The sequence below is a fragment of the Bradyrhizobium sp. CCBAU 051011 genome (genome assembly GCF_009930815.1).
Classification (GTDB): Bacteria; Pseudomonadota; Alphaproteobacteria; order Rhizobiales; family Xanthobacteraceae; genus Bradyrhizobium.
This window is the reverse complement of the sequence record NZ_CP022222.1, coordinates 8,353,899-8,378,934: the sequence shown is the minus strand read 5'-3', so window position 1 is coordinate 8,378,934 and position 25,036 is coordinate 8,353,899. Positions and strand designations below refer to the sequence as shown.

The window sequence follows — 25,036 nt, the reverse complement described above, 5'->3', positions numbered from 1 at the left end:
CGTTGCGTAGGTTTTGGGCGTGCCAGCAGGAGCAACTCGTCTTGAGCACCAGCTGGACCTCGCAGCCTGAGCCGGTCAAGGCGCAGAATCGAGCACTGGGATTTGCGGGAGGCATGTTCAGACAACATCGCGGCCCAGCCTGGGCAGATGTACATGTCGCTTTATGTCATAGGCAAGCATTTCATCAGCGGACCCTCGGGGTCGGGGGCAGGGAACGTACTCCGGCTTGAGCACGCCTCCGAATAGGATTCGGAAGGCGGGATTGCGAATCAGCAGCTCAGCAGTGGTATCGACGTTGAGCGAGTGTCGAGTTGCTGGGTCTCGCCCCTTGGGGCGGTAAACGAGTCGATGCTCTCCGGTAATGCGCCGCAACCATCACCCTTCAAAATCATGCTTATGGGGTTCCGGTTCCCGAGCCCTTATGTGGATTGCGCTTGTCCTTAATTACATCGTTAACGGCTTTGAGAATTTTGGGGTCTTCCTTCTGCCATTGGGACCGGCTTGGATATGGTGCCGCGGTCGCCGCTGAACTCGGTCCCGATGCCAGCGCAGGCACAGAGCGGCCGATCCTCGTTTTAGCGCGAACCAGACGACATCCTTCTTCTTCGTCTCGGGTTCGGTTCGCGGGCATATCCGGCAAAGCCGTTGAAGGGCACGAGACATCGGTTGTCCAGCTTGAGCCGCATGCGCCAGTGTGGCGACGTGTTCCGGATGCTGCTCACTGGCGAGCCCGCCGGTCTGCGCGGCTCAAGCCGCAACGGGTCGGAGATGTGGACGAAAGAGCGCCAACGCCTGAAAACTGCATAACCCCGCGCCAAATGAAGACTTTCCGAATGCATCTTGTGGCATGCTCGCTTTTTTTAACACGTCGTCCTCTGCATACAATCGACAGCATCGATTCCAAGCGCCGCCCACACACAACAGGACCAAAAATGAAGAATGAGAAGAAGCCGGGAAGTGATCACGGCGCGGATTTCGTCGAAATCACGATGGTCGTGAACGGTCAGCCTGTCGTCATTAAGGCCATAGAGCAGCAGCCGCTGCATGTGGCCCGCCAAAAGGCGCTGGAGGAGACCAATAACCTGGCTCAGCCGCCCGAAAATTGGGAGATCAAGAACGAAGCGGGCGAGCTGTTGGATCCGGACAAGAAGCTAGGCGAGTTTGGATTTGGCAAGCAAGTGACGCTGTTCCTGAGCCTCAAGGCTGGCGTGGCCGGTGGCTGATCTCCAAACTGTCGATCCCGAGGTCTCGCGCGTAAAGTTCGAGCGGGAGCTTGCCAACTATCGGAGCATGGAATCGGCCTATCGCAAGAGGGGCTGGATCCTGCTTGACGCAGAGTTTCCGGAGATCTTTGTGGCTTTCGCGGCGACTAAGCCGAGACCGCCTCCGATCGTCGCTGCCATCGTGCTGAATTTTACGAATTACGATCTGCGGCCGCCCTCCGTCAGGTTCGTGGACCCTTTCATGCGCGAACCGATACCCGCCAAATTGCTCCAGCTGCAAATGCTTCGCCGTGCGGCAATCCCCGGCGCAACTCCCGAGACCATTCTGGCGCTGGCCCAGCAGGGAGGGGTGCAAATGACAAACATGATTCAGTACAACAGCCCTGATGATCGGCCATTTATTTGTCTTCCCGGCATTTTCGAATACCACAACAATCCCGCTCACACGAGTGATTCATGGCTGCTGCATCGAAGCTCTGGCGAAGGATCGTTGGCTTTTATCCTCGAAAAGATCTGGCACCACGGGGTAAAGCCGATCGAGCATTACCAGGTGCAGGTCCAGATCCCGGCGGTGAACGTGCTGCCCTCATTACTGGCCGTACCGGAATGAATCAGATTGCGGACGTTACGGTCCTCTCGGTGCCGCCCGGCTGCGTAGATGAACTCGATGCCCATTTGCGGAAGGTGGGTTGTGAAGGGCATGAAGGTCTCGGCCTTTGGGTAGGCCGTCAGACGGGGCACCATTTTCAGGTACATAGGACGCTCATTCCTGCCCAGCGCCACATACGTACTGCCGATGGAGTGTGCGTCGTAATAGGACCTGAAGAGCTGCATCGCATAAATGTATGGCTGTACCGGGAGAAGCTTGCGCTCATTGCCCAGATACACAGTCATCCCGGCCGAGCCTATCATTCCAGCACGGACGACGAGTACGCGATCGCCACGACGGTGGGGTGCTTGTCTTTGGTCGTGCCTGACTTCGCGCGAGTGCCCTTCGATCTCAGGAACGTCGCATCGTACCGGCTTGACGGGGCTGGAGTGTGGCGCCCCTTGTCGGTTGGCCAGGTTACGCGGATGATTTTAATCAAGGATTGAACGATGGCCAGGGCCAACTTCATGGACCGCGCGGCGTCGGCAGCGTCGCGGGCGCTGACCAATTTCAAGATGTCGGCGTTCGAGGACAGGCTTGCCGCGCAAGTGATCGGAGTGTCTTTCGACGGCGCAGCCGTGCAGTCGCGGGAAGGCAGAGCCAGCCTGGATATGATCATCAGGCTGTTGTCGCGCCTTTATCCGACGATCGCGCTGCGGCCGCTTGATGCAAAGGCGAAGGATCATGTTCCAATCCTGGAGTTCCTGGCGAAGTCCATCAATCCTGAGATCGAGCTCGCGAAAACCAGGAAGGCCGTCACGGTTTCCGTGGTCGTTGGAAGCAGTCCGTCGCGCATTAAGTGTCCGACCTTCTTCATCGGCTCGGAGGGATGGAGAGCCAAACTTTCGAGCCGCGGTCTGGTTGGTTCCGGCAAGTCGATGAATCCGTTTGGCGCGGGAGCTGCGTCATGCTTCGCGGCAGCCAACGTCTTTCGGACGGTATTTGCCGACCAGCTGGAGCAGGGCGACGCGGACGAGCTTATCGACCTGTCAATGCTGACCTACGCCCAGGGTACCCCTGACTCCGGTCCGGGTTTGGAAGGAACGGATATCGGCGAGACTCACCTCGTCGGGCTCGGCGCGATCGGCAATGGCGCGATTTGGGCTTTGGCTCGCACGGCGAGCATTAAAGGATCGCTTCGTCTGGTGGACGATGAGGAGGTCGACCTTTCGAATCTACAGCGCTACGTGCTGGCCGGCCAATGTGATGTTGGTTCACCAAAAGTGGATCTGGCGCGTGCCGCGCTCGTGGATACGGCGCTGGAAGTGTCGGCTCATTGTGTCAAATGGGACGTCTATGTGAGCGACCGGAACGATTGGATGTTCGAAAGAGTTGCTGTCGCATTGGACAACGCTCCGGACCGCATTGCCGCGCAGGGGGCGTTGCCGAAATGGATCGTAAACGCCTGGACACAAGAGCTTGATCTCGGAGTGTCGCGCCATGGCTTTGATGACGGCCGGGCATGTCTGGCCTGCCTTTACTTGCCTCACGGGAAAATAAAGACGAAGACGAGAAGATTGCTGAGGAGCTCAAGATGCCGGAGGCCCAACAGGAGATCCGGGATCTCCTTCAGACGAACAGGCCGGTGGATGTAGGTTTCGTCGAACGTGTCGCCAAAGCGTTCAACATTCCGTCCGAAGCCCTTAAAGAGTTTGTCGGCCAGTCCGTCCGATGCTTTCACCAGCGGGCAATCTGCGGAGGGATTGTCATGCGCCTGACGGACGGAGCGCAGCCGGTGAGAGCCGTTGTGCCGATGTCGTTTCAGTCGGCTCTCGCTGGCATAATGTTGGCGGCGCATCTCGTGAAGCACGCTTCCGGCCTTCTGAACCTGCGGACCACAAGCACACGGATTAACCTGCTTCGTCCACTCGCGTCGCATCTTCACGATCCTAAGGCAAAAGATACGTCAGGACGGTGCATCTGCGCAGACGAAGACTTCTTAGCTGCATACCGACGAAAGTACCGAAGCTGCAGAGCTCCTTAACTTCGATCTGATCACTATTGGAAGGCCTCGCCTCGCGGTAGGCGCCGCGAACGTGCGCTCCAGCCGGACGCGCTATTTTCGTTTGGAGAGGGCTGCCAAGCTATTGAAATTGCTGAGGGGGCGCTTTTTTCCGAATGCGCCTGAAGTTGTTGGAGTATCAACCGCATCTGGATTCTAAAACACCCTCGGCAATGAGCGCGGAGGATCACTCCACCGCCTGGGTCACGCCCATGCCGGCCGCCTCGATCGCAACCGCAACCGACTGCACGATCGCGGCAAAGCGGACCGCGGTTTGGATGGCCGCCGAGCTGACGCCGGCTTCCCGCAGCGCCTTCTCATGGGCGTCCATGCAGGCGCCGCAGCCGTTGATGGCGCTTACCGCCAGCGACCACAGCTCGAAATCGGCTTTGTCCACGCCGGGATTGCCGATCACGTTCATGCGCAGCCGCGCCGGCATCGTCTTGTATTCCGGATTGGAGGCGAGGTGAACGAAGCGGTAGTAGACGTTGTTCATCGCCATCATGGAGGCCGCGGATTTTGCCGCCGCGACCGCGGCCGGCGTTATCACGACGGCGGCCGCAGATTCCATTGCGGCGATCACCAGGGGATTGCGGACCGCAATCGCGGTGGCGAGCAACAGCCCGTATTTGCTCTGCGGTGATAGCGTCTCATCCGACAGGATCGAAGCCAAGTTGAGTCTCACGTCCTTGGCGAAATCGGGAATCTGGTCCTTTAGCTGTTCAATCGACATTGATGCCTCAAGCAACTTTCAGGGTTTCGCCGCCGATCTCGCGGTTACAGGCGCAGAGCTCGTCGGTCTGTAGCGCGTCCAGAACGCGCAGCGTGTCCTTCGGGCTGCGGCCGACATTTAGATTGGTCGCGTAGACGTGCTGGATGGTATTGTCGGGGTCGACGACGAATGTGTAGCGATAAGCGACGCCGTCGGGCGAACGCACATCGAGGCCATCGACCAGCCCGCCCTTAGTGTCGGCAAACTGCCAGATTGGCAGATGTTGCAGGTCCTTGTGCGAGCGCCGCCAAGCGAGCTTGCAGAACTCGTTGTCGGTCGAACCGCCTAGCACCACAGCATCGCGCTCGGCGAAATCCTTCGATAGCCGGGCAAACTCCGCGATCTCGGTTGGGCAGACGAAGGTGAAATCCTTGGGGTAGAAGAAGATGACTTTCCATTTTCCAGGAAAGCTGTTTTCCGTCAGCGTCTCGAACGCGCTCTGCCCGTTTTCCTCGTGCAGATGAAAACCGGGCTTCACGCCTGTGATTTCGAACGACGGCAACTTGCTTCCAATTCCAAGCATATTGTCCTCACAAGATTGCTTCGCGCAGAAACCGATGATTCCGGCATCAGGCGAAGCAAGCGATATGCCAGATGATATCGCGATTCAACTGGGTGAAATGTGACAATCGGATGCTCGTCGTGATGGCATCTTAACAGCATTGTTTGAATGGTTCTGCCGTCCTGCATCAACAACCGAGCATGTTGCCGTGCTCCGCCGGTTGCGCGCCTTTGAACGATTAGCCCCAAGCCAACTGTTCGGGTTATGATGCCGAACGATTGCAATTGATTAAGATGAAACCCAGCGCCCGCGGCAATGTTCCGCCAAGCCACGGATCGACCCCACGACGCGCACGAGGACAGCGGATGTGAGGTGGCGCGGGAACCGGCAATGACGTTAATGACGTGGCGCACGTTCTCGGGATCAAAATTGTGGATGTCCTCCCGCGCGTGATCAGTCTATCGGATCTGATGTGGGTAAATAGCCGCTGACGGGATGCAATGCGCGCGGATGCGCGGCAGGCGCAGGGCGATGTCGCGTCACCATCCCTCCACGACCTGGCGCTCGCACCGCAGCGTCGTGCCGACATCTCCGGTGAATGTCCGCCAGGCGGCATGGCATTTTTCGGGGACGGCGGTGAGGAGCGGCACTCCAGCAATGATGGCATCAGCAAATTCGTCGCGCAGGCCCCGGCCGGACGCCTCTTGCTTAGAGAATTTGTTGATTACGAGTAGATCGACGTGCCGCTTGATCGCGCGGGACACAACAACTGCGGCATCTGCGAGCCCATTAGCATCGAGTTTGCAGGACGTGGCGCCGCTGCCGAGTGGTTGACAGATCGGAATCTCGCGCCCCGTTGCAACGTCGAGCGCTAGCATGGTTTTCGTGCCGTTTGCGCCCTTGAAGTTTCGCTGGACGATGCCGCCGACGCGCACGCCTTGCCGCGCGAGATCCTGGGTGAAGTCGGCGAGCAGTCTATCCGCGTCTTGTTCCGGCCTGTAGAGGATTGCCGCAAGGCGCTTGGGATCGATCTCGGCGAGGTTGGCGATCATAGGCTTGATCCTCTGGCTCGTTTCACCTGCAGCGCCTGCCTGTCCAGTATCTACTGCTGGCGTAGATGGCGCGATGCCGTAGGGTTCAGAGGTCGTGAACCAGCGGGACGGCCTTTGACCTGGGGCGAATACGTCAATTCCATAGTTGAGCCTTAGCGTATAGGCAGCGGCGCGTCATGCGCGCCGTGCTGGAGGTCGCCGCCACACCTTTGGCCCGTACACTGAACTGCGCATCGATCGCAAAGCTAGAGAGCCTATCGCTGAAGGCGATTTCGATCCGGTCTGGTGTGGCTGTCCTCACGTGCTCTACTTGCGCTGCAGTTCTCGATCAAGGCTGGGGTGAAGATTACCGCAAGGCCGAACATCACCATGCCCACGGCAAGCCAGCTTGGCCACGGAGGCGTTCGGAAGCGGCTGTACCACGAAAGACAGCGCGTATAAAACTGATCCGACCACAGGCCCGGCAAAGATGAAGGGGGGTGCGTCCGTCCCAGAAAGACACGAGAATCCCGCGACCAGCTTCGGCTGCGTCGACTCACAGGTGCCGAGCGCTTTCACAGCGTGCTCCGCGGCTGCGCCATAGAACGCTGCCGCCGGATTGTAGATCGACAGTTTTGCGAAAGTCTCCGCGTCGTTCACGAACTTCTGAGTCGAACTCCACAGCACGAGGTTGCCGATCGCATGGGTGAAGCGGCTTTGCGGAACCGCGAGACGGTTCTCGGCCAGTTTGCTCGGGCGGGCATTCGGCCGAGAGAAACACCTCAAAGGGCGCCCCTTGCGTGATCTGGCCGTAAAACTGTCCGCTCGCGCCAAAGCTAAACGGGGCCTCGCCTGGTCTTTTGCTTCAACGACGCTGCATCTCCTTGGCCGGCATGGTGAAGTTCGCAGCGACCGCCACATCGATCTCTGCCGCTTCTGCATTTCCGATTATAAGCAGCGTCAGAATTGAATTGATCAGGATCAATCGGGTAAGCGTCATCGGAAATTCCTGGGACGGGGCCGCTGCGATGGCTTTGGCCATCGCGGCTCTTTAGCTCCTTATCCCAGCAATCCGCGTGCCGTTCAGGAAAATGGTGCGCGGCCTTGGTTGACGACAGCAAACGCGCATAGCTGCCAGCGTGCCCTGTCGAATGGCTGGGTCGGCTTGTCGTGCTTCCGATATCGGCGTCTTCAACCGCACATGGCGTGGCACGACAAGAGTGGAGGCTTAAGATGATGCTGCTCGCCTCTCGTGCCGAGCTTCTCGTTTCACGCCGCGGCGCTTGCCTGTCCAGGCTCTGCTGTTGGCGTGGAAGCTGGTATGGTTTGCAGTGGCGGTTCAGAGGCCGAGAGTAGCGAGATGTGCTTGAGCTGGGCGAATACGTCCATTCCATCCTTGAGTCCTAGCGAATCAAAGGAGAAACGCGTGATGCGCGCTAAAATCTCTGCGCCCGAGCCCCCGGTGCCGAGCGCAAGTACCAGCGTGATCTCAGCCGCGCCGAGCGGCAAACAGGCTCTGATGCGCGCCGGAAAGACGTTGAGGATGGAGCCTGCGCGCGGCGCTTCGCGCGCGACGCTGACGTCGCAGGCGGCGATGCGCAGCCGTTGGTGCACGCCGGGTGCAAGCGGCGGCGCCGGAACCAACAGGCGCGCACCTTTGAGGCGGAGAATAAGAAGCCCATAGCGTCCATCATAGCCGCTCACCACGGCATCAAGGCTGATGGCGGCTTCGCGGCTTGGTGCAAGCGGCAGCGCAGGATCGGTCTGCAAGACATGCAGCGGCCCAGCCGCAGTCACCATGCCGCGATCCATCATAACGAGATAATCGGCAAAGCGTTCGATCTCCGCCATGTCATGGCCGATGTAGATCATCGGCAGCGCGAGCTTCGCGGGCAGGCGTTCGACGAACGGCAGAATCTCACGTTTGGCGCGGTTGTGGAGCGCAGCAAGCGGCTCGTCCATCACAAGCAGTCTGGGCTGAGACAACAGCGCGCGACCCATGGCGACGCGCTGCCGCTCCCCGCCGGAGAGATGCGAGGGAGAGCGGTCGAGTAGCGGCGCTAGGTCGAGCAGTTCGACCACCTCATCAAACGCGATCGGCATCGGTTTGGGTTTGGGCGCACCATAAAGCAGGTTGCGCCTGACCGACAAATGGGGAAAAAGGCCCGCCTCCTGAGACACATAGCCAATGGAACGCAGATGCGGCGGGCGGAAGGTAGTCTCGTCCTGCCATACCTCGCCATCGATGGCGCAGAAGCTGGCCGGCAAACGCTCAAGGCCAGCGATGCAGCGCGCCACCGCAGTCTTTCCGCAGCCTGGCGGGCCGAAAATCGCCGCCACGCCTTTGGCCGGTACGCTGAATTGTGTATCGAGTGGAAAGCTAGCGATACTGCCTCTAAAGGCAATTTCAATCCGGCCCGGTGTGGCTGTCCTCACGTGCTCCTCCTGCTGTTTTTGTCGATCAAGGTTAAGGTGAGGACGACCGCAACGGCGAACATCGCCATGGCGCCGGCAAGCCAGCTTGCTTCGCGCCAGCGCGACTCTTGGACAAAGTCGAAGAGAAAGGCCGACAGCACCTTGGTGCGCCCAGGAATGTTGCCGCCGATCATCACCACGACGCCAAACGTGCTGATCGTATGCGCAAAGCCAAGCACAGCGGCTGTCAGAAGACCCGGTCGCGCCAGAGGCAGGGCGACCGTGAAGAAGGCATATAAGGGCGAGGCGCGCAGAGTAGCCGCGATCTCCAGCGGCCGGTCACCCACAGCAGCGAAGGCGGAGCGGATGGGCTCCACCACCAAAGGCAGCGCTGACAAAACCGATCCAACCACGAGCCCCGCAAAGGTGAAGGCCAGCGTGCGCCCGCCCCAGAGAGAGGCGAGAAGGTCGACCGGGCCGTTCGGGCCGAGCAGGGCGAGCAGATAAAAACCGAGTACTGTTGGCGGCAGCACCAGCGGCAGCGCGATGATCGTGGCCACGGCCTCCGTCCAAAGGCTCTTCGAGCGTGCTAGCCACCACGCGAGCGGCGTGCCGACGATCAGCAGGATCACGGTCGTCACGCTCGCGAGCTCGATCGTAAGCCCGAGCGACTGCCAGATTTCTGGTGAAAAGCTATCCATGCGCGTCAATTTAACTGTTCGAGCACATTGTCATGCTCGCGTAATAATTGAGTAGACTACCGGGACCTTTAGGCGCGCGTCGCTCGGTTATCGGCGTCAGTCTGCAACCGCACGACGTTCCGCAAGATCGGGTCACAAACTCCTGCGGCACGAGCCAGCGCGAAACGCTCTTGCTGTCTGCGAGTTGCGGAAGCGGGGCGGCGCTGAGCTCGGCATTGACCGTCTTGATGAATTGGTAGGCCTGCGTGATGGTTGCGCCCTCGACCAGCTTCGGTTGCATGCCCTCATAGGCATCGATGGCCTTCATCGCTTCCACCGCAGCGCCATAGAGCGCCGGGGCGGAGTTGCAGATCTGTAATTTTAGGATAGATGCCGTCCTGAACGTGTCGAAGCCGTTCACGAACTTCGCCGTTCTGCTCCAGAGCACCAGGTTGCTGCTAGCGTGGGTGAGTCGGCCTTCACGTACAGCAAAACCATTCTCAACCAATTTCTTCGGGTGGGAATCGTCGGCCGTGAGAATCATTTGTCACGACCCGCCTTGCGTGATCTGGCTATAAAGCTGTCGGCTCGCGCCGAACACGGCCTTCTGTGCGGATTTCTGCTTGAAGGATACGATATCCCCGGCCGGCTCGGTGAACTCGGCGGCAAGCGCGACATTGATGTTCGCCGACTGTTCACTTCCGAGCATAAGCGGCATCAGTGCCTTAATCGGGATCGATCGAGCGCGGCTCATCGGGCAGTCCTGAGACGGGGCCGCTGCGAGCACTCCGGCAGCGGCGGCGGGTTTGCGCCTGATCCCAGCAATCGGCGTGCCGCTCGCCGAATCTGGTGAGCGCCTTGCTTGGCGAGGAAAACACCGTAACTGCCTGCTTTTTGATGACGTTGCCGATTGTCGGACTTCCGACATCGTCGTCTGAACCGGACAAGGTGGCCGCTCGTGTGATGTCGCTCGCCTCTCAGCGCGCGGCGGCCAGTTATTCGAGTTCGTGTTGGGGTAGGAAAATCATGACAAGATCGGAACTGCGGCCGCGCGGGCGTCTCGACCGTGGTAAAAACCTCCTTTATGTCCAGGTCCTGATTGCGATCCTGATCGGTGTCCTCGTCCGCTGCTGTCGCCGTCTCTCGCGATAACCGGGTAAAGGCGCTCGGCGACGGCTTGATTCAGCCGATCAAGATTGGTGATCGCGCCTATCATCTTCTGTAAGGTGGTTTCCGGCATCGCTCGCATCCGTCACTCGAAAAAGGTCGGACGCTTATATCCCCCAGTGAAATGCGGTAGATCTATCACGTGCCGGACGCAGGAAAAAGCGCTGTGATGAGTTGAGGAGGTCGCAAGTTTAGATGCAATTTCAATAGCTTAGCTCCCTTCGTCGAGCGGTCAGGAGGCGGCCCGCTCAAGGGGTTCGATTCCCCTAGGGAGCGCCATGCGGGTAGTCTCGGCGTTATTTTCCCTTCGCTTTTTGCCGCTTTTCCCAAACTTTCGGGTGTGGTTTGGGAAGGTTTGTTCTTGCGATGTTCATTGAGCTGAGTCACCGCGGCGCTTGCCGCCGCGCTTGCGATCGGCGTCGCGAGTATATCGTTCCGCTTCGGCAAGCGTGGTGTGCCCGAGCGCGGCCATGATGTCGTCGTCCGTGAAGAAGATTGATTTCACGCTGGATTAAGCCGACCGCCGGAGAAGAGTGCGGTCAGGAAGAGGTGCAGCAAAAGCCTGAGCCAGCGGATGAGGCGGCGGAAGTTGTAGCCGGCGGCGGCGAGGACGGCGTTGGCTGCATCGCCGCGACGGAACCAGAGATAATTGCGGCCCATGCGGTGCTCGGCTTTGAGATGGCCGATGACGGGCTCGACAGCGGCCCTGCGGCGCAATTGGCGTTTGATCCTTGGTGTCACTCCTCGCTTCTGGCCGGAGATGAAGACCCTGAACTTGTAATCGGGTGGGGCGTTGTGGCCGCGATATCCCTTGTCGGCGAGGAGGCGCGCGATGATGTTGCCGATGAGCGCCTCCATGTCCGGGATCACGGTGGCCAGCGTGTGACCGTCATAGGGATTGCCGGGCAGTGCCTTCACATGGGTGACGAGTTGGCCGCCCCTGGCGTGGCCGATCGTGGTGGCGACGGAGACTTTGACGCCGAACTCGTAAGGCCGGTGGGCCTTGCCCTTGCCGATGCACTCGACCTCCGGCGCGTGCAGGGAATAAACCTTCGGCCCACGTTGACGCTGCTGCTGCTCGCGCACGCGCCGCGCCAGCGCCAGCAGCTTTGCGAACGCCGCCTCGAGCCCGCTGTTACCCTCGATCTTGCGGCCGATGTCGCGGATCACGCGGCCCAGATAGGTCCGCAGCGTCTTGAGCTTCCGGTTGGCGCGCTTGAACTGCTTGGCGTGGGCATAGCGCTGGTGCTCGATCAGGGCGAACTTGCCCACCCGCGCATAGGACTGACGCAAAATCACCCCATGGCGCTGCGCCAGCCGCACCAGCTTCTCGCGCGCCCGGTTTAGAAGCTTCGCGTCGGTGGGGAACGTCACGTTCTTGGGCTGAACCGTGGTGTCGACGATCACCCGCGACAGTTCGGACGGCTTGACTGCCTCGGTCTTGACGGCAACCGACAGGCTTTCCTGGATCAGCGCCGCCAGCCGTTCCTCGCCCATGCGATTGCGCCAGCGCGTCAGCGACGAGCGATCGAACACCAACCGGTGCTGGAAGAATTCTTCGCCGCAGAAGTATTGGTAATAGGGGTTCTCGACCCACCGCTCGCACAGCACCTCGTCGGACAGGTCGTAGGTGTGCTTGAGGATCGAAAGCCCCGCCATCAAGCGCGTCGGCAGCGGCGGCCGGCCGGGATCATCATCGTAAACCTCGCCGAACCGCCCTTCCAGAAAGCCCCAATCCACCGTGCGGCCCAGCCTCACCAGCGGATGCTTCATGTCGATGATCTGATCGAGCCGGGAGCGGAAAAGATCCTGTTCCCCCGTCTCGCTCCGCTCTCGTGGCCGCATCGAATCTCTCGCCAAAGCCGGTTCTGCGCGAGTGAATCACAAATCAAGTTTGCAAGGAATCCCGCTCCAAAGGCCCGCTTTCCGGCAAATTCAATTACTGCAAAATGCCGTTTCCGGATTCCAAATCAACGGCTTGGGAATTCTTCACGGACGACGATGTCGTGGGCGCTGCAGCCGGCGTCGGCAAGCAGTCGGCCAAGCGTCTTGCGCAGGCCATGCGGCTGGCAGGTTAGAGGCAGCCGGCGGCGGTGATCGCGTCGCGCATGAACCGGCTGAAACCGTCGACCGTGAACGGCTTGCCGTAGGCCGTGGTGATGACCACAACATGCTTGCGCGGCGTCGCCGCCAGCGCCTTCTCCAGATCCTCGCTCACCGCCATGTCGACGGCGACTCCGGTCTTGTGGCGCCGGTAACAGGCGCCATCGTCGACTTGGGGCCATGTCAGCGCGTGGGTGTCGATGCGGGCGGTGCCCATGTTCAACATCAGCGCATAGGCGGTGCGCTGCTTCGTGCCGATCGGCCAGCGCCGTTCGTAAGCGGCATCTCGCCATCGGCCCATGACCTGATCTCATTCCCCTTCGGCCGCTTGATGCCGGCGGTCGGATCGGGTGTGAGCTTGAAATGGTTGATCAGGATGCGCAACTTTTTCAGCGTATCGAGAGCGGCGCCGGGCTTGTTGGCGAGCGGCGCAAGAATGAAGGTCTCAACGCGCTCCTTGGTAAGACCAGAGAACGCGCGGTGGCCGTGGTCGGTCCTGATCTGCTCAAGCCGAGAGTTGTAGCCATCCTTTGAGGAGTCGCTAAGGGCGCGATAGGCCGGGCTCGCCATGTAGGCAGTGATCTTCGCGGAGATACTGTCGGGCGAGTCCTTCTTCGTGGCGGACTTCTGTGTGCCGCCCATTGCCGCGGCGTAGGCAAGGCGAAACTCTTCCGATGTCGGATCGTCGGGGAGACGGATGCGCGGCCCGTTCTGACTGCGAACGCGAAACGATAGGTAGGTGTGACCCTTGACAGTGTTAGCCTCAACGTGCGGCGGCAGCCGGCGCCGTTTCCTGGTCATGTCCAGCCCTCGTCAGAGGCGGCTAGTTCCTCACCCTCATGAGGTAACTGATCTATGGCGATGTCAAGTTCCCTCGTGTCCCATGCCTTGCGCTTATCGCCTAGAATCCGGGCGCGCGGCATGCGCCCTGCTTCCACTAGACGGTCGAAGGTATTCGGGCAGACGCACACATAGGCCGCCGCCGCGTCGCGCCCGATCAGGCGGGGCGGCAAGGTGGACAGAAGGGCGGCCTGCTTTGGCATGGATCAGACCGCCTCCGCCTTCGTCTTGCTGGCCTCCGCGACGGCAATCATGAATTCGCTGACCGCGCGCAACTCTGTCGGCGAGAACACCCCGACAAATCTTTCAGCCGGCTTCGTGCGCAAATCGAGGAGGTCTCTTACGGCACGATCGAACGATCCGGTCCCGGCCCATAGTGTACTGGCGCTAAACTTCTGCGGCTCTGGTGGTGTGATCGACGGCAGCTCCGGCGGCGGTCCGTCAAGGATGGCTTCAGCTTCGCGCTCGGCCTCGTTATCGGATTCAATGCTGCGCTCGATATTGCGCAACATCTCGGCTTGCTCGGCTTCTCGCCGCACCCGATCAGCCTCTCGCTGTTCCGCTACGATCTCGTCAACAATAGCCTCGGCGGCTTCGTCGGTTTCCGGCTTACGCTCCTTCAGCGCGGTGACCGCTTTCTCGTGAAACGGCTCGCCACGGGTCCAATCGATGTCCGCTAATTTGAAGAGTGTTGCGTCGGGATAGTCGCCGTAGTGGTGCCTCCCGAAACCGATATCTATGATGCGCCTTGCATCGCACGGCTTCAGTCTCGTCCTGGTGGCATGTTTCTCCAACTCGTTGATGATCGCACCGATCGTATCGTCATCGTAATCGCTGCCAGCCAGTGTGTAGAGTGTGGTTTTTGCGAGCTTCAAATTCCGAAGCGGGCGGAATTTGGAAGCTAGTTCCGCGACCTTCATGTAGTTTTCGGCGGTGTCAACTGACCACTCAAATTCATCATCGAGCCAGTCGAGCCATTGGCCATGTTCGCACTGTTCCTTGGCCTCGATCAGAAGATCGCCGACATCGAAGATGTGATCCCGCTTCAGCTTGCTGATGTCGTCGGCGATCGTGTCGAGAGATCGATTCTTGCGCTTGGTCATATGACCAGCCTCCGATTGGAGGCGGCATCGTAGAGTGCAACTGCTTTGGGATTGAGCTTTCCGCCGATCCGGAGCTGCATATCGAGCGGTGCGATGTGCCCAAACAGGCGACCTCGTTCGTAATTCCACTCGCCGTTCCGCCAGTCGAACGGGATGCCCCGACGGACATCGGAAAGCCCAAGCTCGAATTCCGGCGACGACATGATCTGCACAGTCGTGATCCGAATTGTCGGCACCTGATCCACATCGCGCTTGTACGGACGCGCGCGCTTCCTGGTCGCCATCACCGCACCTCCCGCGGCTCATCGCCGGCAACCTTATCGAGGTCGCCGACGTGAATGCGGGCGGTGCCGTCCGGAGCAATTTCGATGTTGCGGACTGGAAGACCAGAAGACCGAACGGACCGGATAGCGCGGTCAATCTCACTCGGTCGGACGCGCCATGTTCCTTGGCTCATCTTTCGACTCGATTTTAATCGTGGGGCGGGTCCGCACGCAGATTTAGTGGCGTTTAGCCCGTTTATCAAGTTGGAACGCGCCGCAAACGACAAGGCAGGAATTATTGGGCAAACAGGAAAGCCCGCCGGTGAGCGGCGGGCTCTTGGTGTCGATGCCAGCACGATCAGAGCGCGGCGGACTGGTTATCGGCGGTGTCGTGGTGGCCTTCCGATTCCTTGCGGCGGCGCTCATCGCGATCGGCCTCGAGTTCAAGATTCGGAGGCTTGCTGATACCTGGTCGCGCGGCCGAGCGGCCGAGCTGCCATGCCATCATGACGAGATCACCATCGTCAAACTCGGCCTTGTTGATCTCGCGGACCTGGGCCTCGTATCCTTTTTGCGTGGAGACATCGGCAAAACCGATTTGCCATTCGACTTCGTAGAGGGCTTCTCTGATCTGCGCGTCCTGCGCTCTGACCTCTGATATCTCAGCCAGGAGCATGCCAACCTCGCGCGTCTCCGGCGGCCTTTTCTTAGCTCCGGCGAAGTGCATTCCGACGAGGTGCCCGCGGTAGGCCTCTTCACCCACCATCGACCGTAGGCGCCCCAACAACTTCATTTCGCGATCGTCCAGCCTGTCGCTCTCGCGGCAGAGTTCGCGGAGCCGCCTGATTATGTTGAACAACTCGGCTTCGTTGGATGTGCTAGAACTTGCCTTAGCCTTAGACATGGTCGTCTCCGTGTCTTGGGTCAGAGCCCTGGTCTAGTGTATTCGGCACTGACCGGGGCTCGCCGCCCGATAGGCGGCAAAGCTGATCTTGCGCCCGGTTATAAGTCATTGTCAACAAAGCGGAAAATGCACCGACTGGGTGCATTAGCGAGCACCAAACAACGGTGCAGCTTGGAGTCAGGGCATGAAAAGAAATCTCGATCTGATCAGGCGCATGATGCAAGCGCTCGAGCAAAACTCAGACCTCAATGGCCGGAGTAGTCATTCCTGTTACGCCAGTGAGCTGTTCGAACTTCCTGACCACAGCGACGATGAACTTGCCTACAATCTCATGCAGATTCTGGATGAGGGCTGGTTGGAAGGCGAGTATGTCGAGGTGTCAGGCAACTTCATCGTCAAGCGCTTGACCGCAGACGGTCATGATTTCATCGACTCCACCAAAGACCCCGATCGGTGGGAGAAAGCGAAATCCATGGCTAAGACCGCTAGCGGTGAGAGCTTGAGATTCGTCTTGGAGGCGGCAAAAGGTCTGGCCCGAGCTGAATTAGCTAAGTGGATGGGAGGAATGTTGCCGTAAAGCTCTCTCGCAGCGCGGAAGCGCGAAATCACTGTGCAGCTGTCTTTGCCTTGACCTTCGTGGTCGAATGGATGGCCAACACGTTGCACACGAAACGCGTGCCACTGTGACGGGCGGCAACGGCGCACATCACGTACTGCACCGCGAACAAGCCGCTAGCAATCCATAGGCTGCCCGCTGGTGCGCCGGCATACCAAATCGCGGCGGGCGCCAGCGGAACCATAGACAGCGACATCACCGCCATGTCGCGGTACATGAGGTACAGCTTGTGGGCCTCGGACACTGCGGGGTCATCGCCGACTAGGCGGTACAGCTTGTACCACATTGCGTTCTGCTGGCCTGGGTCGGTCGGCAACGCGCCCACGTTCTTTGCCAGCGCCGCCATGTCGATCCGCGCGTCGGCGGGCGCGTGCTTCGTAAAGGCGGCGCTGCCAGGAAGCGGGTTGGCGATCTTCCAGAAGACAAGCCGCGCCTTTGCATCGTGCGACAGTAGTCCCGTGAACAGCAAAACAAGAACCGGCAGGGCCGTCGCTGAACCTGCACGCAGAAGCGCCAACGTGCTGGCGTCTATCAACCCCGGCGCCACAAACAGCAACACCACGGCGGCGTCGAATGCCGCCAGCGACACCAGCCATTTCATGTTGGCGGCCTTCAGGACCGTGGAGCGGCTTTTCATCCTTGGTACTCTGTTTCGATGCCGAAGTTTCCTTGGTCGTCCACTTCAAACTGAATCCAGCCGTCGCGGCGGGTAGTAAGTACGTGCCTGTTGCGCCCCGAGGTGCGCACAAAAACTCCGTTGGCGTGATGCTTCATCACCTGATAGCGGTACGCTTGGACCATGTTCTGTGTGTCATGCACGATGGCCTTGTCCGACATTACGACGGCCTGGGGGCGGCAATAGTCGAAGATATCTTCGCAGTACCCGTTGTCGCGGCCGTGGTGTGAGGCCACGAGGATATTAACGCTCTCGAGCATCGTGCGGAATGCGGCGTTAGACAGCTGGTTTCGCCAGCCAGGCCCTTCAAGGTCGCCCGGAAACAGGATGCCGAACCGGCCGAACTTGATGAACACGACAAGACTCAGATCGTTCGTCTTCTGGAACAGCGGCCACGGGTTATAGAACATCGTGGCGGTGATGCCGCCCATGCTGCTGTCGAACGGGTATTCAACCGGCGCCGTAAACGTGCCCAAGTTCTGCATGTAGCGTTGCGCGTCGCGCGTCAGCGGGCCGCTCTGGCGCTTGACCGCCGCAAACGCCTGGGCGCCGAACGTCGGATTGTGATGCATGACAGGCACATCTATTCCGGCGTCCCACAGGCCCTGAAGGCCGCTCATGTGGTCCTGGTCGGCGTTCGTAATGAACAGATAGTCCAGCCTGTTTCGGCCGAGCGTTTGTGTGATGAACCCCGATGGCATCCAGTCGTGCGTGTCGCCGCTGTCGATCATTGCCAAGCGGCCAGCAACGCCGTTCAGCGTATGGTGGAGCATTGCGCAGGCGCCGTGCTCCACGTCCCAAATTCGAAGATGCATTGCCCCCGGCATTTCAACCCCCCGGCCCCGAAGCCTCTGGGAGCGAATGTATTCCCTTTGGATGCGCTTCCGCTAGTTGCGTCCCCTGGACCACTGCAACTTATCACCAGCCGAGATAATCCCCGCGGTGACCTGTGGTCTAATGTGCCGAGTGCGACGGGTTGGCGATCGGCACAAATCCGGCCTCGACCAGTTCATCCAGCATCGCCCGTAGGGCCTCCGGCCCGGACTCGCCACCGCCATGTCTTGCTTTAATGATGCCGGCGAGCTCCATTGCGCCAGCGTAGTCAATATCGTGGATCTCCATCGCGCGCGTCGGGTCGAGCTCGAGAACTGACTTAGGCATGATCAGACATCGGTGAAATTATGGTCGCCGGCGAAATAGCGTCCGGATCCATCCGGCGACGGCGCGCCAGTCGGGAAGCTGTAGATGTCTTCCATTTTGTCGATGATCGTTTGAGCGATTCTGTCACCATCAATGTTTAGGTTGAAGGCATATTGTTCACGCTTCTGACCGCCAGTGCCTGGGTTGAACCGCTGAAGATGTAGAAGGCTCTTATTGTCTATTGTCGGCGCCGCATCCGGAGTCGGTTTTGTGCTGAAGATGCCTTTGACCTTGCCGGCTACGCTTTCCAGCCATCCGATAAACGACATGAGGGCATTCCTGATGCCGTCGAACATGGTGACGATGTTCTGCCATGGGATCTGGGCGAGCGTGCCAATCGCGGCGGCTACGGCGCCGAGACCCGGCACCGCGCCGATGATGGTCATGGCGACGTCCTTGATGGTCTCGGCGTTGGCCTTGATGCTCTCCCAATTCAAGGCGGCGAAGATGCCAAGCGCGCCGGAGAGCGCAATGATGATACTGGGGACGCTCGCAAGCGCAACGAGCGAGGCGAGCGAGACCGCGCCGAGGACAACGAGGCCCGCGCCCAGGGCGGCGACAGCCTTGAAGATTAGCTGCATTTTTTCAGGATCGATTCCCGTGGCGACGGAGGTCAGGCCGTTTATCGCAGAAGTAAGTTGCTTCAGGACGGCCACGACGTTCTCGCTGTTCGGGCCCGCCACCGCGAGCAACAGGTTGTTCCAGGCGTTCTGCTTTGCGTGCATGTTCGCCGTGATGCTCTTGTCATTGATCAGATCGTAGGATGCGCCAGCGCCAACGCCTTGCTGCATGCGCGAGCGTTCTGCGATCATCTGCTGCCGCCCCAGAGCCTCCTCCATTGTGAGGCGCTGGGTGGTCTGCCGGCCGGTCAGCGCATTATTGCTTGCTGCTGTTCTATCGGATCCGTGATGCCCTTCTTGGCAAGCTCCTCGTTGATCTGCTTGGCGAACACGAGGGGATCTTGGCCGATCAGTTGCGCCAATCGCTTCGAGGCTTCCGAACCAATGGAGACGTGGCCGCCTTCGCTCGACCATTCGCCTGGCTTCAAAAATCCCATTTCTTCCATGCCCTCGGCGGTGCGCTTCTTCATGGTGCCGCTGGCGAGCTGCTGCCACAAGGACATGTACGCCGTGCCGGCGCGGTGTCCCCCCATCATTTGAGACTGAATCGCTAAGGCGAGGAATCCTTCATCGCTCAAGCCGCGCAGGGTCGGGCCGCCCTGCTGCGCCAGCGCTAGGAGGATATCTTCATTGACCATTCCGTGAGTCGCCGCCTTGATGCGCGCAACCGTATCGAGGAACGACGATAGCCGGTGAGGGTCGATGTTTTTTGTGATGGGGTCGGTGATGCGGCCGGACATTTCACCGGCCCTGATGACCTTTTGCAAGCTGCCGGTGACGTCTCCCTTGAAGTGCGCGTCGCTTTGCTGGGTCCAGGCATATTTGGCGAGCGGCTCCCATGTTTCCATCGCCTCATGTTCGCCCATTATTGAATACGTGGTGCCGGGGATCTTCAGGAGATCCTGGACTTTCATGGGAACGCGCTTTGCGATGTCGAAGGCCTTGGCGGTCATGGTGCCAGCTGCGGCGGCGTTGCCGAGTCGCCGCCGAGCCGCTGCAGCTTGATCAGCTCGTCTTGGAAATCTTTGGTCTTGTCGACCAGCTTCCCCATGGCACCGAGAATTGTGGAGCCGGCCAAGATGCTGCCGGCCTCTAGCTGATCGGTGGTCACTCGTCTGCACCACGATATCGACGCCGTTAACCAGCAGAGACCGTCTACCGTTTCGCGCTGAACCATCGCCTTAAATGGCACAATCTCGGCAAAATACCCCCGTATGTACGCTAGCTGCGCCCGCGCCTGGGCGCGATCGGCTCCAAGCAGCATAACAAGGGGGCGCTCGCCAGCTCGCACCTTGCCGTCCGGCTTGAACGTGGCGGCCGCATAGGCGGCGACGGCTGAAGCGATCGAATCCTTCCCGCTTCTCCGACCTGCAACGAGATTTACCGGGTCAAAATAAAAGTTTTGTGATACCATCTACTTAGCACCAATCAGGTGCATGGTTCCGGCCCGGCCAGGGACGAGGAGGCCGGCTGGCGGACCGGGTCGAGCCGGCGCGAACGCGCGGACAGCGCGCGCTGCTAAGGCGCTAGCGCTTCTTTGCGAGGACAACCCCGGCGCTAACCTCGGATGGCATCACGCCGGGGCCGTCGCTTGCCGCCGATCGGGGTGATGGGGCCGAGTTGATCGGCCGCAAAGGAATAGTGCGCGCAACCCTAGCGACGGACAAGCGACCGATTCGGGTGTAACGGGCTATGCGGGGTGGTGAACTACCCCTGTGAGGCCGGCACGCGCATGGAATCGCAATTCCCGGCCCTGGTGACTATGTGAGGGTATGGAGAGCCCTAGAATTAGAGCACTTCGGCAAGCTCAGCTATACGGATACCTTATCGACCGCACTGGCAGGCTCTACTACCCCGGCGGCAGTCATCCTGTTTGTAGCGTGCAGACTGCGCAGGAGATGGTCAGAGCTGGGTGGCTGGTACGCCGCCGAGATGGCAGATACGAGATTACACCCGCTGGACTGCGCGTGCTGGAACTAGAGCCCCCAGCGGCCTGATAAGCCCAGATAGATGCGAGACGGGAGCCTGCTTAAGCCCTGACCACCTTCAAGATCGCCGCCGCCAGCCAGTTGGCGCACGCCGGGGCGATGGCAGTGGCGTTTAGCGCAAGCGGGAGATCATCGAGGTGTCGACCGCGTAGCTCTTCGCGATCTTGGCCAGGGTCTCGCCGGCTGCCCGGCGCTTCAAGGCTTCCTTCCTCTGGAAGTCTGTCAGCTTAGGCTTCCGGCCGAACTTCTTGCCCTCTGCCATGGCGCGCTTACGGCCCTCGGTGGTGCGCTCTGCGATCAAGTCGCGCTCGAAGCTTGCGATCGCGGCCAGCACGGCCAGAAGCAAGCGGCCCTGCGATGACGTGGTGTCGAATAGCGGGTGGCCGAGCGACCGGAACGCAGCACCGGCCGCGCCGATCTGTTCGATCAGGTCCAATAGCTCGCGGGTAGAACGGCCGAGCCGATCGAGTTTCGTCACCACGACGACGTCGCCGGACTTGAGGGCCATCATCAGCTTCGTCAGCTGCGCCTGACCCTGAAACAAAACTGGCCCATAGTAATCCGCCAACACAAGTCAAAATAAGGCCAACTGCGAAAATCAAATTAAAGCCAAAGCGGCAATCAAGCGGCGGAATCCAAGCCAATCGCGCGGTTGATAGCATCCATTAAGGTATCTTGCGAGAAGGGCTTCTGAACAAGCAGCCTGCCTCTTAGCTCGTCCGGCATCGTTTGGTTGCTATAACCGCTGACGAAAACGATCGGAACGCTTCGTCTATCGAGAATATGAACGACCGGGGTTACAAGAGAACCCGCGATGTTAATGTCTAGCAGGGCTAGATCGAACGAGCCTGTCTCAGCCAATGACATCGCCGCCTCAATATTTGCGGCTTCCGAAATGTTCAAGCACCCCAGCTCTTCCGCCATTTCAGCCAACATCATCCTGATCAGGGTTTCGTCCTCGACCAGCAGCGTGGAGATTGTGCGCATGAGGGATCATCCAGGACTAGTCGGGGCGATTCAGTTAGTCATCTGTTCTTATATCAGGCGCCTTCACGCTGACAGGCGGCGGAGCCTCGCCAACATGATCCTTCAGATCTGCGGCGGCCTCCACTAGCCGACCGGCCAACGCGGGATCAGAAGATACCTTCGCCATTTTTAGTAGTGCTGCTGCGGCTTTGCGGGCATGGAAGCGATTCTGCGACATAGTTCCCCGAACAACCCCATTACGCGTAGCTTTGGTGTTTCGCAGAACTCCTGGCATGTGCTTTCGTTCCGCAGGACGTTCAGAAAATGCATAGGCGCGGCGGCGCCCGGCTGGGCTGGGCCTCTGATTTGCCACCTTTTCCCACTTCTATCGGCGTGCCAGGTAGGGCCCCACTCCACCTGGCTGTTTGCAGATGGAAATACTTTGGATGGCCTCGGCGCACCGCCGCGCGTTGGGGCCATTTTTATTCTGCCGACTACCTCGTATTCGAAGGCCACGCCTTTCGCGACCACGCATGGTCCGGTGTGGCTCAGGCGTCGCTTTTGGAGGCCCGGCGGACCACTTCTTTCCGATTAAGAATGATTTAACTGAAAACAGTTGAAATCCTACCGAGCAATTGCACCCTCGATGGAGGCCGCGATGAGATTGGTAGTAGCGCTTGTTGCTGCCACGATTCTTGCGAGTTCCGGATTTGTGGTAGCTCCTGCAAGGGCCGAAAACGGCCAAATCGCCGCTGGGGTGGCCGGGGGTCTTCTCGGCGGGATGTTGCTCGGTGGCGCACTCGCGGCCCGCCCGGCTCCCCCACCACCGGTGTATTACGTACCTGCCGCGCCGCGGGTATACGTCGAAGAACCGCCGCCCTGTCGAAGCGTTCGCGAGCGTTATTGGGACGGATATTCCTGGGTATCTCGCTGGGTCGAAGTCTGCGACTGAAGCAGACAGCGGCTGATATGCTTACGCTTCAAACGCCCGCGCGCGCGTGAGGCGGCGCGCTCTCTCACCATTCCTCGGCTTCATAGTCGTTGACGACCTCGATTATCCGACCGAGTCGCTTCTGGTACGGCCGAGCATGTCGATACTGTCCCGCACCAAGACCAGATCGCGGCGGTAGTCTTTGGAGTGCTCGATGATGTCAGGGATCGGCGGCCGTTTTGTTCCGCCAAAGTGATCCCAAGAAATCGCGGTCTCGCCAGATGTGTTGAACGGCCTTGGCGAACGCTGGAATTGGAATCCACCCCGGCGTGCCGCTGGGGTCTCCATTGGCGCGCCAAACTTCGGCCAGCGTCCAGGCCAGCGCCTCGACATAGGCATCAGTATCGTCACCCCCCTTGATGCCGAGCACGTCGAGCATCTTGCTTGCGAGTAGCTGATACTCGCCTGATGCGGGCTTGACGCGGAGAGTCTGGTCAACCGTCTTGTAGGCCGCCGCGATATCGGCGAGCGGCGGTAGCTTCTGCTGGATTTCAACGGCGCGGGCGCGTGAGGCTATCCAATCGATGTTGTCGCCGAGCGCGATCAGGTCGCCATCCTTGTCGACGGCAACGAATGAGGCGGCATCTCTGGCGGCCCAGATCGGGCCGCACCACTGTTCCTGCAAGATGAACGGCGCCAGCGCCGTGTTCATGATGGCGGCGACGCCTGTGCGTGTCTGCATCACCAGTGAGCCGCCGATGGGGGTCACGACGCTGTTTGCCATTACGCGCCCCCCTGCTGCTGCAGCTTGCGCATCAGCCGTCGGTATTGCTTTCACGTCGCCACTGCGGAGGAGGCCGGTTAGGTTGCGATGACGCTGCGGACCGCGCGCCGCTGTCTTGGCCGAGCCCTGAACCAGGATCTCGCTCGCGCCGCGCCAGCGACGACCAGCACCGGCGGCGTCATAATTGCGGAACGCAAGCGCAGCTGCGCGAAACCGAGGGCCGATGTTGGTGAGGGCGTTGAGCATCAGTTTTGCCGAAGCTTGGCTTCCTGTTTTTCCACCGAATGGACAAACCCAGCGACGGCGACCCAAACCGGGATTTTGAGATAGTCCGCGATCTCTTCGAACGTCGGCCGCTCACCGCCGACGATGATCCGCTGCTGCAGCTCTGAGCAATGGCGCTTGAACAGCGGCCCTCATGTAGGCTTCCAAGGCTGGCACGGTTCGATGTCCTCGTCGACGAGATGCTGCGCCTGCATCTTCTTGCGACGGCCCTTGCGCTGGTTCGTCTGCGTCGGCGTGCTGGTCATTACTTGCTCCCCTCGTATCCAAGGGCTGCTTTGACCTTGCGTTCAAGGTTATCGAGATTCACGACAGTCGCTGACCAAACATCCTCATTCTCGAGATGGGCCAGCAAGGCGCTTTCTTTGACGATCTCTCCGTACCACACGCCAGGTATGTGCATTTTCAGGAACGTCCCAGACGCTTTCTTGGTGGCAGTCTCATGCAGCCCCCTCCAAACAACGAAGAAAGCCGTATCGTTTTTGAACCCGTGCATGTCCAACTGCGTGATGACACCAGCCTGTTCTTGAGGAATGCCGCTATCGACGATGACCCCAAAGGCAGCGAAGCGAATAGCGTCCTGGATCTGCCATTCCCGAGCTGCCCCAAAAATCGGATTATGCGGAGGGCGGAAGTGGCCCCGCGCGATCCATTGCTCGGCACGGCCACGCGTGATGTTCAGGGCGTCGCAGATTTGCTTCAGCGTATAGATCGGTTCGGACATTTTCTCTGACCTCAAACATTGTGTTTGAAGTTATGTCAGGCCTCAAACATCATGTCAATGATCGAAAAAGCAGAGTCTCGCGCATGGTGACCGCGCTCATGAAGGCCTCAACCTTCCGCGTAGCCGCTTCCTGTTCTCCTATCCCCTTCGTCAGAAGTCTGGGCTGCCGCGACGGGAACGAATTGAGAGAGCGTAGGCCGCCGGCCGTAGGGCCGGCGCACTGCGCCCCTCGATGTCGCTGGTGTTCAAATCATTGCGGAAGACGGACTTCAGTCCGGATTGGGGGCGTCAGCCCCACCGGAGTCCTCGGCCGGGCTCGAACGCGGGGGCAAGGGCGCTGAAGGCGCCGCCAACGGTGGGCGAAACCCCTTGAGGCCCGCGAGCGAGTCTGGCCTCCGGTGCTAGCCGTCGGACTCTTTTGACCGAAGCATATATGGAATCTGGTCCGGTCAAATTCGTCCAACCGTCCAACTCTTTGAAATAATGTTGATTTTTGGCCTGCGCGTGCCGACCAGGCGACCCGCTGTCTTGTGAATAGCGCAGGTAAGTTCGCTACCAGAAAGTTGTAACTAATTGAAAAATAATACGTTTTGTG

33 protein-coding genes, 1 tRNA gene and 1 pseudogene are annotated in these 25,036 nt (G+C 59.8%); 9 read left to right on the top strand and 26 right to left on the bottom strand.

All coding sequences use genetic code 11. The features are described from left to right. Positions 1–491: 491 nt before the first annotated feature. Positions 492–746 (bottom strand): annotated as a pseudogene (locus tag ACH79_RS44620) (SOS response-associated peptidase); the annotation flags it as partial. 186 nt (positions 747–932) lie between these two features. Between ACH79_RS44620 and ACH79_RS39415 the strand changes: the two are divergent. Genes ACH79_RS39415 through ACH79_RS39400 form a run of 4 tightly spaced genes read left to right on the top strand, consistent with a single transcriptional unit; the run spans position 933 to position 3,467 of the window. After that, positions 933–1,223: a DUF2604 domain-containing protein gene (locus tag ACH79_RS39415; protein WP_057862005.1), complete on the top strand. Its 291-nt coding sequence runs from the start codon at positions 933–935 to the stop codon at positions 1,221–1,223. Further along, complete coding sequence (locus tag ACH79_RS39410; protein WP_161855612.1) at positions 1,216–1,833, top strand: putative metal-binding protein; 618 nt, start codon at positions 1,216–1,218, stop codon at positions 1,831–1,833. Before ACH79_RS39415 ends, ACH79_RS39410 begins: the two co-directional genes overlap by 8 nt. Beyond that, on the top strand, positions 1,830–2,318 hold the full coding sequence (locus ACH79_RS39405; protein WP_161855611.1) for a Mov34/MPN/PAD-1 family protein: 489 nt from the start codon (positions 1,830–1,832) through the stop codon (positions 2,316–2,318). Before ACH79_RS39410 ends, ACH79_RS39405 begins: the two co-directional genes overlap by 4 nt. Before the next feature lie 3 nt (positions 2,319–2,321). Further along, on the top strand, positions 2,322–3,467 hold the full coding sequence (locus ACH79_RS39400) for an E2 ligase fold family C protein (RefSeq protein ID WP_246738320.1): 1,146 nt from the start codon (positions 2,322–2,324) through the stop codon (positions 3,465–3,467). A gap of 594 nt (positions 3,468–4,061) precedes the next feature. On the opposite strand, the gene ACH79_RS39395 is transcribed toward ACH79_RS39400, so the two are convergent. From ACH79_RS39395 to ACH79_RS39360, 8 genes are all read right to left on the bottom strand, one after another. Beyond that, positions 4,062–4,607, bottom strand: coding sequence for a carboxymuconolactone decarboxylase family protein (locus ACH79_RS39395; protein WP_161855610.1), 546 nt, complete (start codon positions 4,605–4,607; stop codon positions 4,062–4,064). A 7-nt stretch (positions 4,608–4,614) separates the two neighbouring features. Further along, the gene (locus ACH79_RS39390) at positions 4,615–5,169 is read right to left on the bottom strand and encodes a peroxiredoxin (RefSeq protein WP_057862001.1); all 555 of its coding nucleotides are present in this window, start codon (positions 5,167–5,169) and stop codon (positions 4,615–4,617) included. Positions 5,170–5,687: 518 nt separating this feature from the next. Then, complete coding sequence (locus ACH79_RS39385) at positions 5,688–6,200, bottom strand: DUF2478 domain-containing protein (protein ID WP_161855609.1); 513 nt, start codon at positions 6,198–6,200, stop codon at positions 5,688–5,690. A gap of 844 nt (positions 6,201–7,044) precedes the next feature. After that, positions 7,045–7,221 carry a hypothetical protein gene (locus ACH79_RS39380; RefSeq protein ID WP_161855608.1) on the bottom strand — a complete coding sequence of 59 codons (177 nt, stop codon included), beginning with the start codon at positions 7,219–7,221 and terminating at the stop codon, positions 7,045–7,047. Between the two features lie 227 nt (positions 7,222–7,448). After that, positions 7,449–8,615, bottom strand: coding sequence for a molybdenum ABC transporter ATP-binding protein (gene modC, locus ACH79_RS39375; RefSeq protein ID WP_161855607.1), 1,167 nt, complete (start codon positions 8,613–8,615; stop codon positions 7,449–7,451). Next, the gene (gene modB, locus ACH79_RS39370) at positions 8,612–9,295 is read right to left on the bottom strand and encodes a molybdate ABC transporter permease subunit (protein WP_161856805.1); all 684 of its coding nucleotides are present in this window, start codon (positions 9,293–9,295) and stop codon (positions 8,612–8,614) included. The genes modC and modB overlap by 4 nt, the downstream gene beginning before the upstream one ends. A 10-nt stretch (positions 9,296–9,305) precedes the next feature. Further along, complete coding sequence (modA, locus tag ACH79_RS39365) at positions 9,306–9,818, bottom strand: molybdate ABC transporter substrate-binding protein (RefSeq protein ID WP_161855606.1); 513 nt, start codon at positions 9,816–9,818, stop codon at positions 9,306–9,308. Between the two features lie 3 nt (positions 9,819–9,821). Next, the gene (locus ACH79_RS39360; protein ID WP_161855605.1) at positions 9,822–10,028 is read right to left on the bottom strand and encodes a hypothetical protein; all 207 of its coding nucleotides are present in this window, start codon (positions 10,026–10,028) and stop codon (positions 9,822–9,824) included. 627 nt (positions 10,029–10,655) lie between these two features. Between ACH79_RS39360 and ACH79_RS39355 the strand changes: the two genes are divergently transcribed. Then, positions 10,656–10,720: transfer RNA gene (locus ACH79_RS39355), tRNA-OTHER, on the top strand. Positions 10,721–10,942: 222 nt separating this feature from the next. Here ACH79_RS39355 and ACH79_RS39350 read toward each other — a convergent pair. Continuing rightward, positions 10,943–12,286: an IS5 family transposase gene (locus ACH79_RS39350; protein ID WP_161851761.1), complete on the bottom strand. Its 1,344-nt coding sequence runs from the start codon at positions 12,284–12,286 to the stop codon at positions 10,943–10,945. A 104-nt stretch (positions 12,287–12,390) separates the two neighbouring features. On the opposite strand from ACH79_RS39350, the gene ACH79_RS44895 reads away from it, so the two are divergent. Next, a complete protein-coding gene (locus tag ACH79_RS44895; protein ID WP_256380290.1) occupies positions 12,391–12,519 on the top strand; it encodes a hypothetical protein in 129 nt (42 codons plus the stop codon). On the opposite strand, the gene ACH79_RS39345 is transcribed toward ACH79_RS44895, so the two are convergent. From ACH79_RS39345 to ACH79_RS39320, 6 genes are all read right to left on the bottom strand, one after another. After that, positions 12,516–12,761 carry a hypothetical protein gene (locus tag ACH79_RS39345; RefSeq protein WP_161855604.1) on the bottom strand — a complete coding sequence of 82 codons (246 nt, stop codon included), beginning with the start codon at positions 12,759–12,761 and terminating at the stop codon, positions 12,516–12,518. The genes ACH79_RS44895 and ACH79_RS39345 overlap by 4 nt on opposite strands. 8 nt (positions 12,762–12,769) lie before the next feature. After that, a complete protein-coding gene (locus ACH79_RS39340) occupies positions 12,770–13,345 on the bottom strand; it encodes a hypothetical protein (RefSeq protein ID WP_161855603.1) in 576 nt (191 codons plus the stop codon). Further along, complete coding sequence (locus tag ACH79_RS39335) at positions 13,342–13,587, bottom strand: AlpA family transcriptional regulator (protein WP_161855602.1); 246 nt, start codon at positions 13,585–13,587, stop codon at positions 13,342–13,344. The genes ACH79_RS39340 and ACH79_RS39335 overlap by 4 nt, the downstream gene beginning before the upstream one ends. Positions 13,588–13,590: 3 nt before the next feature. After that, positions 13,591–14,487: a DUF3102 domain-containing protein gene (locus tag ACH79_RS39330; protein ID WP_161855601.1), complete on the bottom strand. Its 897-nt coding sequence runs from the start codon at positions 14,485–14,487 to the stop codon at positions 13,591–13,593. Further along, positions 14,484–14,771 carry a hypothetical protein gene (locus tag ACH79_RS39325; RefSeq protein WP_161855600.1) on the bottom strand — a complete coding sequence of 96 codons (288 nt, stop codon included), beginning with the start codon at positions 14,769–14,771 and terminating at the stop codon, positions 14,484–14,486. Before ACH79_RS39325 ends, ACH79_RS39330 begins: the two co-directional genes overlap by 4 nt. A gap of 337 nt (positions 14,772–15,108) precedes the next feature. Next, positions 15,109–15,513 (bottom strand): hypothetical protein, encoded by a 405-nt coding sequence (locus ACH79_RS39320; protein ID WP_161855599.1) that lies wholly within the window; start codon positions 15,511–15,513, stop codon positions 15,109–15,111. 325 nt (positions 15,514–15,838) lie between these two features. On the opposite strand from ACH79_RS39320, the gene ACH79_RS39315 reads away from it, so the two are divergent. Then, complete coding sequence (locus tag ACH79_RS39315) at positions 15,839–16,231, top strand: DUF2513 domain-containing protein (protein WP_161855598.1); 393 nt, start codon at positions 15,839–15,841, stop codon at positions 16,229–16,231. 28 nt (positions 16,232–16,259) lie between these two features. On the opposite strand, the gene ACH79_RS39310 is transcribed toward ACH79_RS39315, so the two are convergent. The 8 genes from ACH79_RS39310 to ACH79_RS39275 form a co-directional block, all read right to left on the bottom strand. Next, positions 16,260–16,907 (bottom strand): hypothetical protein, encoded by a 648-nt coding sequence (locus ACH79_RS39310; protein ID WP_161855597.1) that lies wholly within the window; start codon positions 16,905–16,907, stop codon positions 16,260–16,262. Continuing rightward, on the bottom strand, positions 16,904–17,773 hold the full coding sequence (locus ACH79_RS39305; RefSeq protein ID WP_161855596.1) for a ComEC/Rec2 family competence protein: 870 nt from the start codon (positions 17,771–17,773) through the stop codon (positions 16,904–16,906). The genes ACH79_RS39310 and ACH79_RS39305 overlap by 4 nt, the downstream gene beginning before the upstream one ends. 127 nt (positions 17,774–17,900) lie before the next feature. Next, positions 17,901–18,107 carry a hypothetical protein gene (locus tag ACH79_RS39300; protein WP_161855595.1) on the bottom strand — a complete coding sequence of 69 codons (207 nt, stop codon included), beginning with the start codon at positions 18,105–18,107 and terminating at the stop codon, positions 17,901–17,903. A gap of 2 nt (positions 18,108–18,109) precedes the next feature. Further along, positions 18,110–18,838 carry a hypothetical protein gene (locus ACH79_RS39295; protein WP_161855594.1) on the bottom strand — a complete coding sequence of 243 codons (729 nt, stop codon included), beginning with the start codon at positions 18,836–18,838 and terminating at the stop codon, positions 18,110–18,112. Positions 18,839–19,014: 176 nt separating this feature from the next. After that, positions 19,015–19,719 carry a hypothetical protein gene (locus ACH79_RS39290; RefSeq protein WP_161855593.1) on the bottom strand — a complete coding sequence of 235 codons (705 nt, stop codon included), beginning with the start codon at positions 19,717–19,719 and terminating at the stop codon, positions 19,015–19,017. Further along, complete coding sequence (locus tag ACH79_RS39285) at positions 19,716–20,180, bottom strand: hypothetical protein (RefSeq protein WP_161855592.1); 465 nt, start codon at positions 20,178–20,180, stop codon at positions 19,716–19,718. Before ACH79_RS39285 ends, ACH79_RS39290 begins: the two co-directional genes overlap by 4 nt. A gap of 686 nt (positions 20,181–20,866) precedes the next feature. Continuing rightward, on the bottom strand, positions 20,867–21,262 hold the full coding sequence (locus ACH79_RS39280; RefSeq protein ID WP_246738319.1) for a recombinase family protein: 396 nt from the start codon (positions 21,260–21,262) through the stop codon (positions 20,867–20,869). A 113-nt stretch (positions 21,263–21,375) separates the two neighbouring features. Next, positions 21,376–21,741 (bottom strand): response regulator, encoded by a 366-nt coding sequence (locus tag ACH79_RS39275; RefSeq protein ID WP_161855590.1) that lies wholly within the window; start codon positions 21,739–21,741, stop codon positions 21,376–21,378. Positions 21,742–22,378: 637 nt separating this feature from the next. Here ACH79_RS39275 and ACH79_RS44610 point away from each other — a divergent pair. Then, positions 22,379–22,672 carry a hypothetical protein gene (locus ACH79_RS44610; protein ID WP_246738318.1) on the top strand — a complete coding sequence of 98 codons (294 nt, stop codon included), beginning with the start codon at positions 22,379–22,381 and terminating at the stop codon, positions 22,670–22,672. A 199-nt stretch (positions 22,673–22,871) separates the two neighbouring features. Here ACH79_RS44610 and ACH79_RS39270 read toward each other — a convergent pair whose 3' ends face one another. Then, the gene (locus ACH79_RS39270) at positions 22,872–23,435 is read right to left on the bottom strand and encodes a hypothetical protein (protein ID WP_161855589.1); all 564 of its coding nucleotides are present in this window, start codon (positions 23,433–23,435) and stop codon (positions 22,872–22,874) included. Between the two features lie 251 nt (positions 23,436–23,686). On the opposite strand from ACH79_RS39270, the gene ACH79_RS39265 reads away from it, so the two are divergent. Beyond that, positions 23,687–23,827 (top strand): hypothetical protein, encoded by a 141-nt coding sequence (locus tag ACH79_RS39265; protein ID WP_161855588.1) that lies wholly within the window; start codon positions 23,687–23,689, stop codon positions 23,825–23,827. A gap of 137 nt (positions 23,828–23,964) precedes the next feature. Here ACH79_RS39265 and ACH79_RS39260 read toward each other — a convergent pair whose 3' ends face one another. Continuing rightward, a complete protein-coding gene (locus tag ACH79_RS39260) occupies positions 23,965–24,441 on the bottom strand; it encodes a hypothetical protein (RefSeq protein ID WP_161855587.1) in 477 nt (158 codons plus the stop codon). Between the last annotated feature and the right edge of the window lie 595 nt (positions 24,442–25,036).

What these genes read in the sequence shown, in the direction of transcription:
- ACH79_RS39405 (WP_161855611.1), top strand. Translation starts at nt 1,830, where the DNA reads ATGAATCAGATTGCGGACGTTACGGTCCTCTCGGTGCCGCCCGGCTGC.
- ACH79_RS39390 (WP_057862001.1), bottom strand. Translation starts at nt 5,169, where the DNA reads ATGCTTGGAATTGGAAGCAAGTTGCCGTCGTTCGAAATCACAGGCGTG.
- modB (WP_161856805.1), bottom strand. Translation starts at nt 9,295, where the DNA reads ATGGATAGCTTTTCACCAGAAATCTGGCAGTCGCTCGGGCTTACGATC.
- ACH79_RS39350 (WP_161851761.1), bottom strand. Translation starts at nt 12,286, where the DNA reads ATGCGGCCACGAGAGCGGAGCGAGACGGGGGAACAGGATCTTTTCCGC.
- ACH79_RS39340 (WP_161855603.1), bottom strand. Translation starts at nt 13,345, where the DNA reads ATGACCAGGAAACGGCGCCGGCTGCCGCCGCACGTTGAGGCTAACACT.
- ACH79_RS44895 (WP_256380290.1), top strand. Translation starts at nt 12,391, where the DNA reads ATGCCGTTTCCGGATTCCAAATCAACGGCTTGGGAATTCTTCACGGAC.
- ACH79_RS39270 (WP_161855589.1), bottom strand. Translation starts at nt 23,435, where the DNA reads ATGGCAAACAGCGTCGTGACCCCCATCGGCGGCTCACTGGTGATGCAG.
- ACH79_RS39325 (WP_161855600.1), bottom strand. Translation starts at nt 14,771, where the DNA reads ATGGCGACCAGGAAGCGCGCGCGTCCGTACAAGCGCGATGTGGATCAG.
- ACH79_RS39360 (WP_161855605.1), bottom strand. Translation starts at nt 10,028, where the DNA reads ATGAGCCGCGCTCGATCGATCCCGATTAAGGCACTGATGCCGCTTATG.
- ACH79_RS39310 (WP_161855597.1), bottom strand. Translation starts at nt 16,907, where the DNA reads ATGAAAAGCCGCTCCACGGTCCTGAAGGCCGCCAACATGAAATGGCTG.
- ACH79_RS39385 (WP_161855609.1), bottom strand. Translation starts at nt 6,200, where the DNA reads ATGATCGCCAACCTCGCCGAGATCGATCCCAAGCGCCTTGCGGCAATC.
- ACH79_RS39380 (WP_161855608.1), bottom strand. Translation starts at nt 7,221, where the DNA reads ATGGCCAAAGCCATCGCAGCGGCCCCGTCCCAGGAATTTCCGATGACG.
- ACH79_RS44610 (WP_246738318.1), top strand. Translation starts at nt 22,379, where the DNA reads ATGAGATTGGTAGTAGCGCTTGTTGCTGCCACGATTCTTGCGAGTTCC.
- ACH79_RS39280 (WP_246738319.1), bottom strand. Translation starts at nt 21,262, where the DNA reads ATGGCCCTCAAGTCCGGCGACGTCGTCGTGGTGACGAAACTCGATCGG.
- ACH79_RS39345 (WP_161855604.1), bottom strand. Translation starts at nt 12,761, where the DNA reads ATGGGCACCGCCCGCATCGACACCCACGCGCTGACATGGCCCCAAGTC.
- ACH79_RS39330 (WP_161855601.1), bottom strand. Translation starts at nt 14,487, where the DNA reads ATGACCAAGCGCAAGAATCGATCTCTCGACACGATCGCCGACGACATC.
- ACH79_RS39400 (WP_246738320.1), top strand. Translation starts at nt 2,322, where the DNA reads ATGGCCAGGGCCAACTTCATGGACCGCGCGGCGTCGGCAGCGTCGCGG.
- ACH79_RS39290 (WP_161855593.1), bottom strand. Translation starts at nt 19,719, where the DNA reads ATGACCGCCAAGGCCTTCGACATCGCAAAGCGCGTTCCCATGAAAGTC.
- ACH79_RS39335 (WP_161855602.1), bottom strand. Translation starts at nt 13,587, where the DNA reads ATGCCAAAGCAGGCCGCCCTTCTGTCCACCTTGCCGCCCCGCCTGATC.
- ACH79_RS39415 (WP_057862005.1), top strand. Translation starts at nt 933, where the DNA reads ATGAAGAATGAGAAGAAGCCGGGAAGTGATCACGGCGCGGATTTCGTC.
- ACH79_RS39305 (WP_161855596.1), bottom strand. Translation starts at nt 17,773, where the DNA reads ATGCCGGGGGCAATGCATCTTCGAATTTGGGACGTGGAGCACGGCGCC.
- ACH79_RS39315 (WP_161855598.1), top strand. Translation starts at nt 15,839, where the DNA reads ATGAAAAGAAATCTCGATCTGATCAGGCGCATGATGCAAGCGCTCGAG.
- ACH79_RS39285 (WP_161855592.1), bottom strand. Translation starts at nt 20,180, where the DNA reads ATGGTATCACAAAACTTTTATTTTGACCCGGTAAATCTCGTTGCAGGT.
- modA (WP_161855606.1), bottom strand. Translation starts at nt 9,818, where the DNA reads ATGATTCTCACGGCCGACGATTCCCACCCGAAGAAATTGGTTGAGAAT.
- ACH79_RS39260 (WP_161855587.1), bottom strand. Translation starts at nt 24,441, where the DNA reads ATGTCCGAACCGATCTATACGCTGAAGCAAATCTGCGACGCCCTGAAC.
- ACH79_RS39275 (WP_161855590.1), bottom strand. Translation starts at nt 21,741, where the DNA reads ATGCGCACAATCTCCACGCTGCTGGTCGAGGACGAAACCCTGATCAGG.
- ACH79_RS39395 (WP_161855610.1), bottom strand. Translation starts at nt 4,607, where the DNA reads ATGTCGATTGAACAGCTAAAGGACCAGATTCCCGATTTCGCCAAGGAC.
- ACH79_RS39300 (WP_161855595.1), bottom strand. Translation starts at nt 18,107, where the DNA reads ATGCCTAAGTCAGTTCTCGAGCTCGACCCGACGCGCGCGATGGAGATC.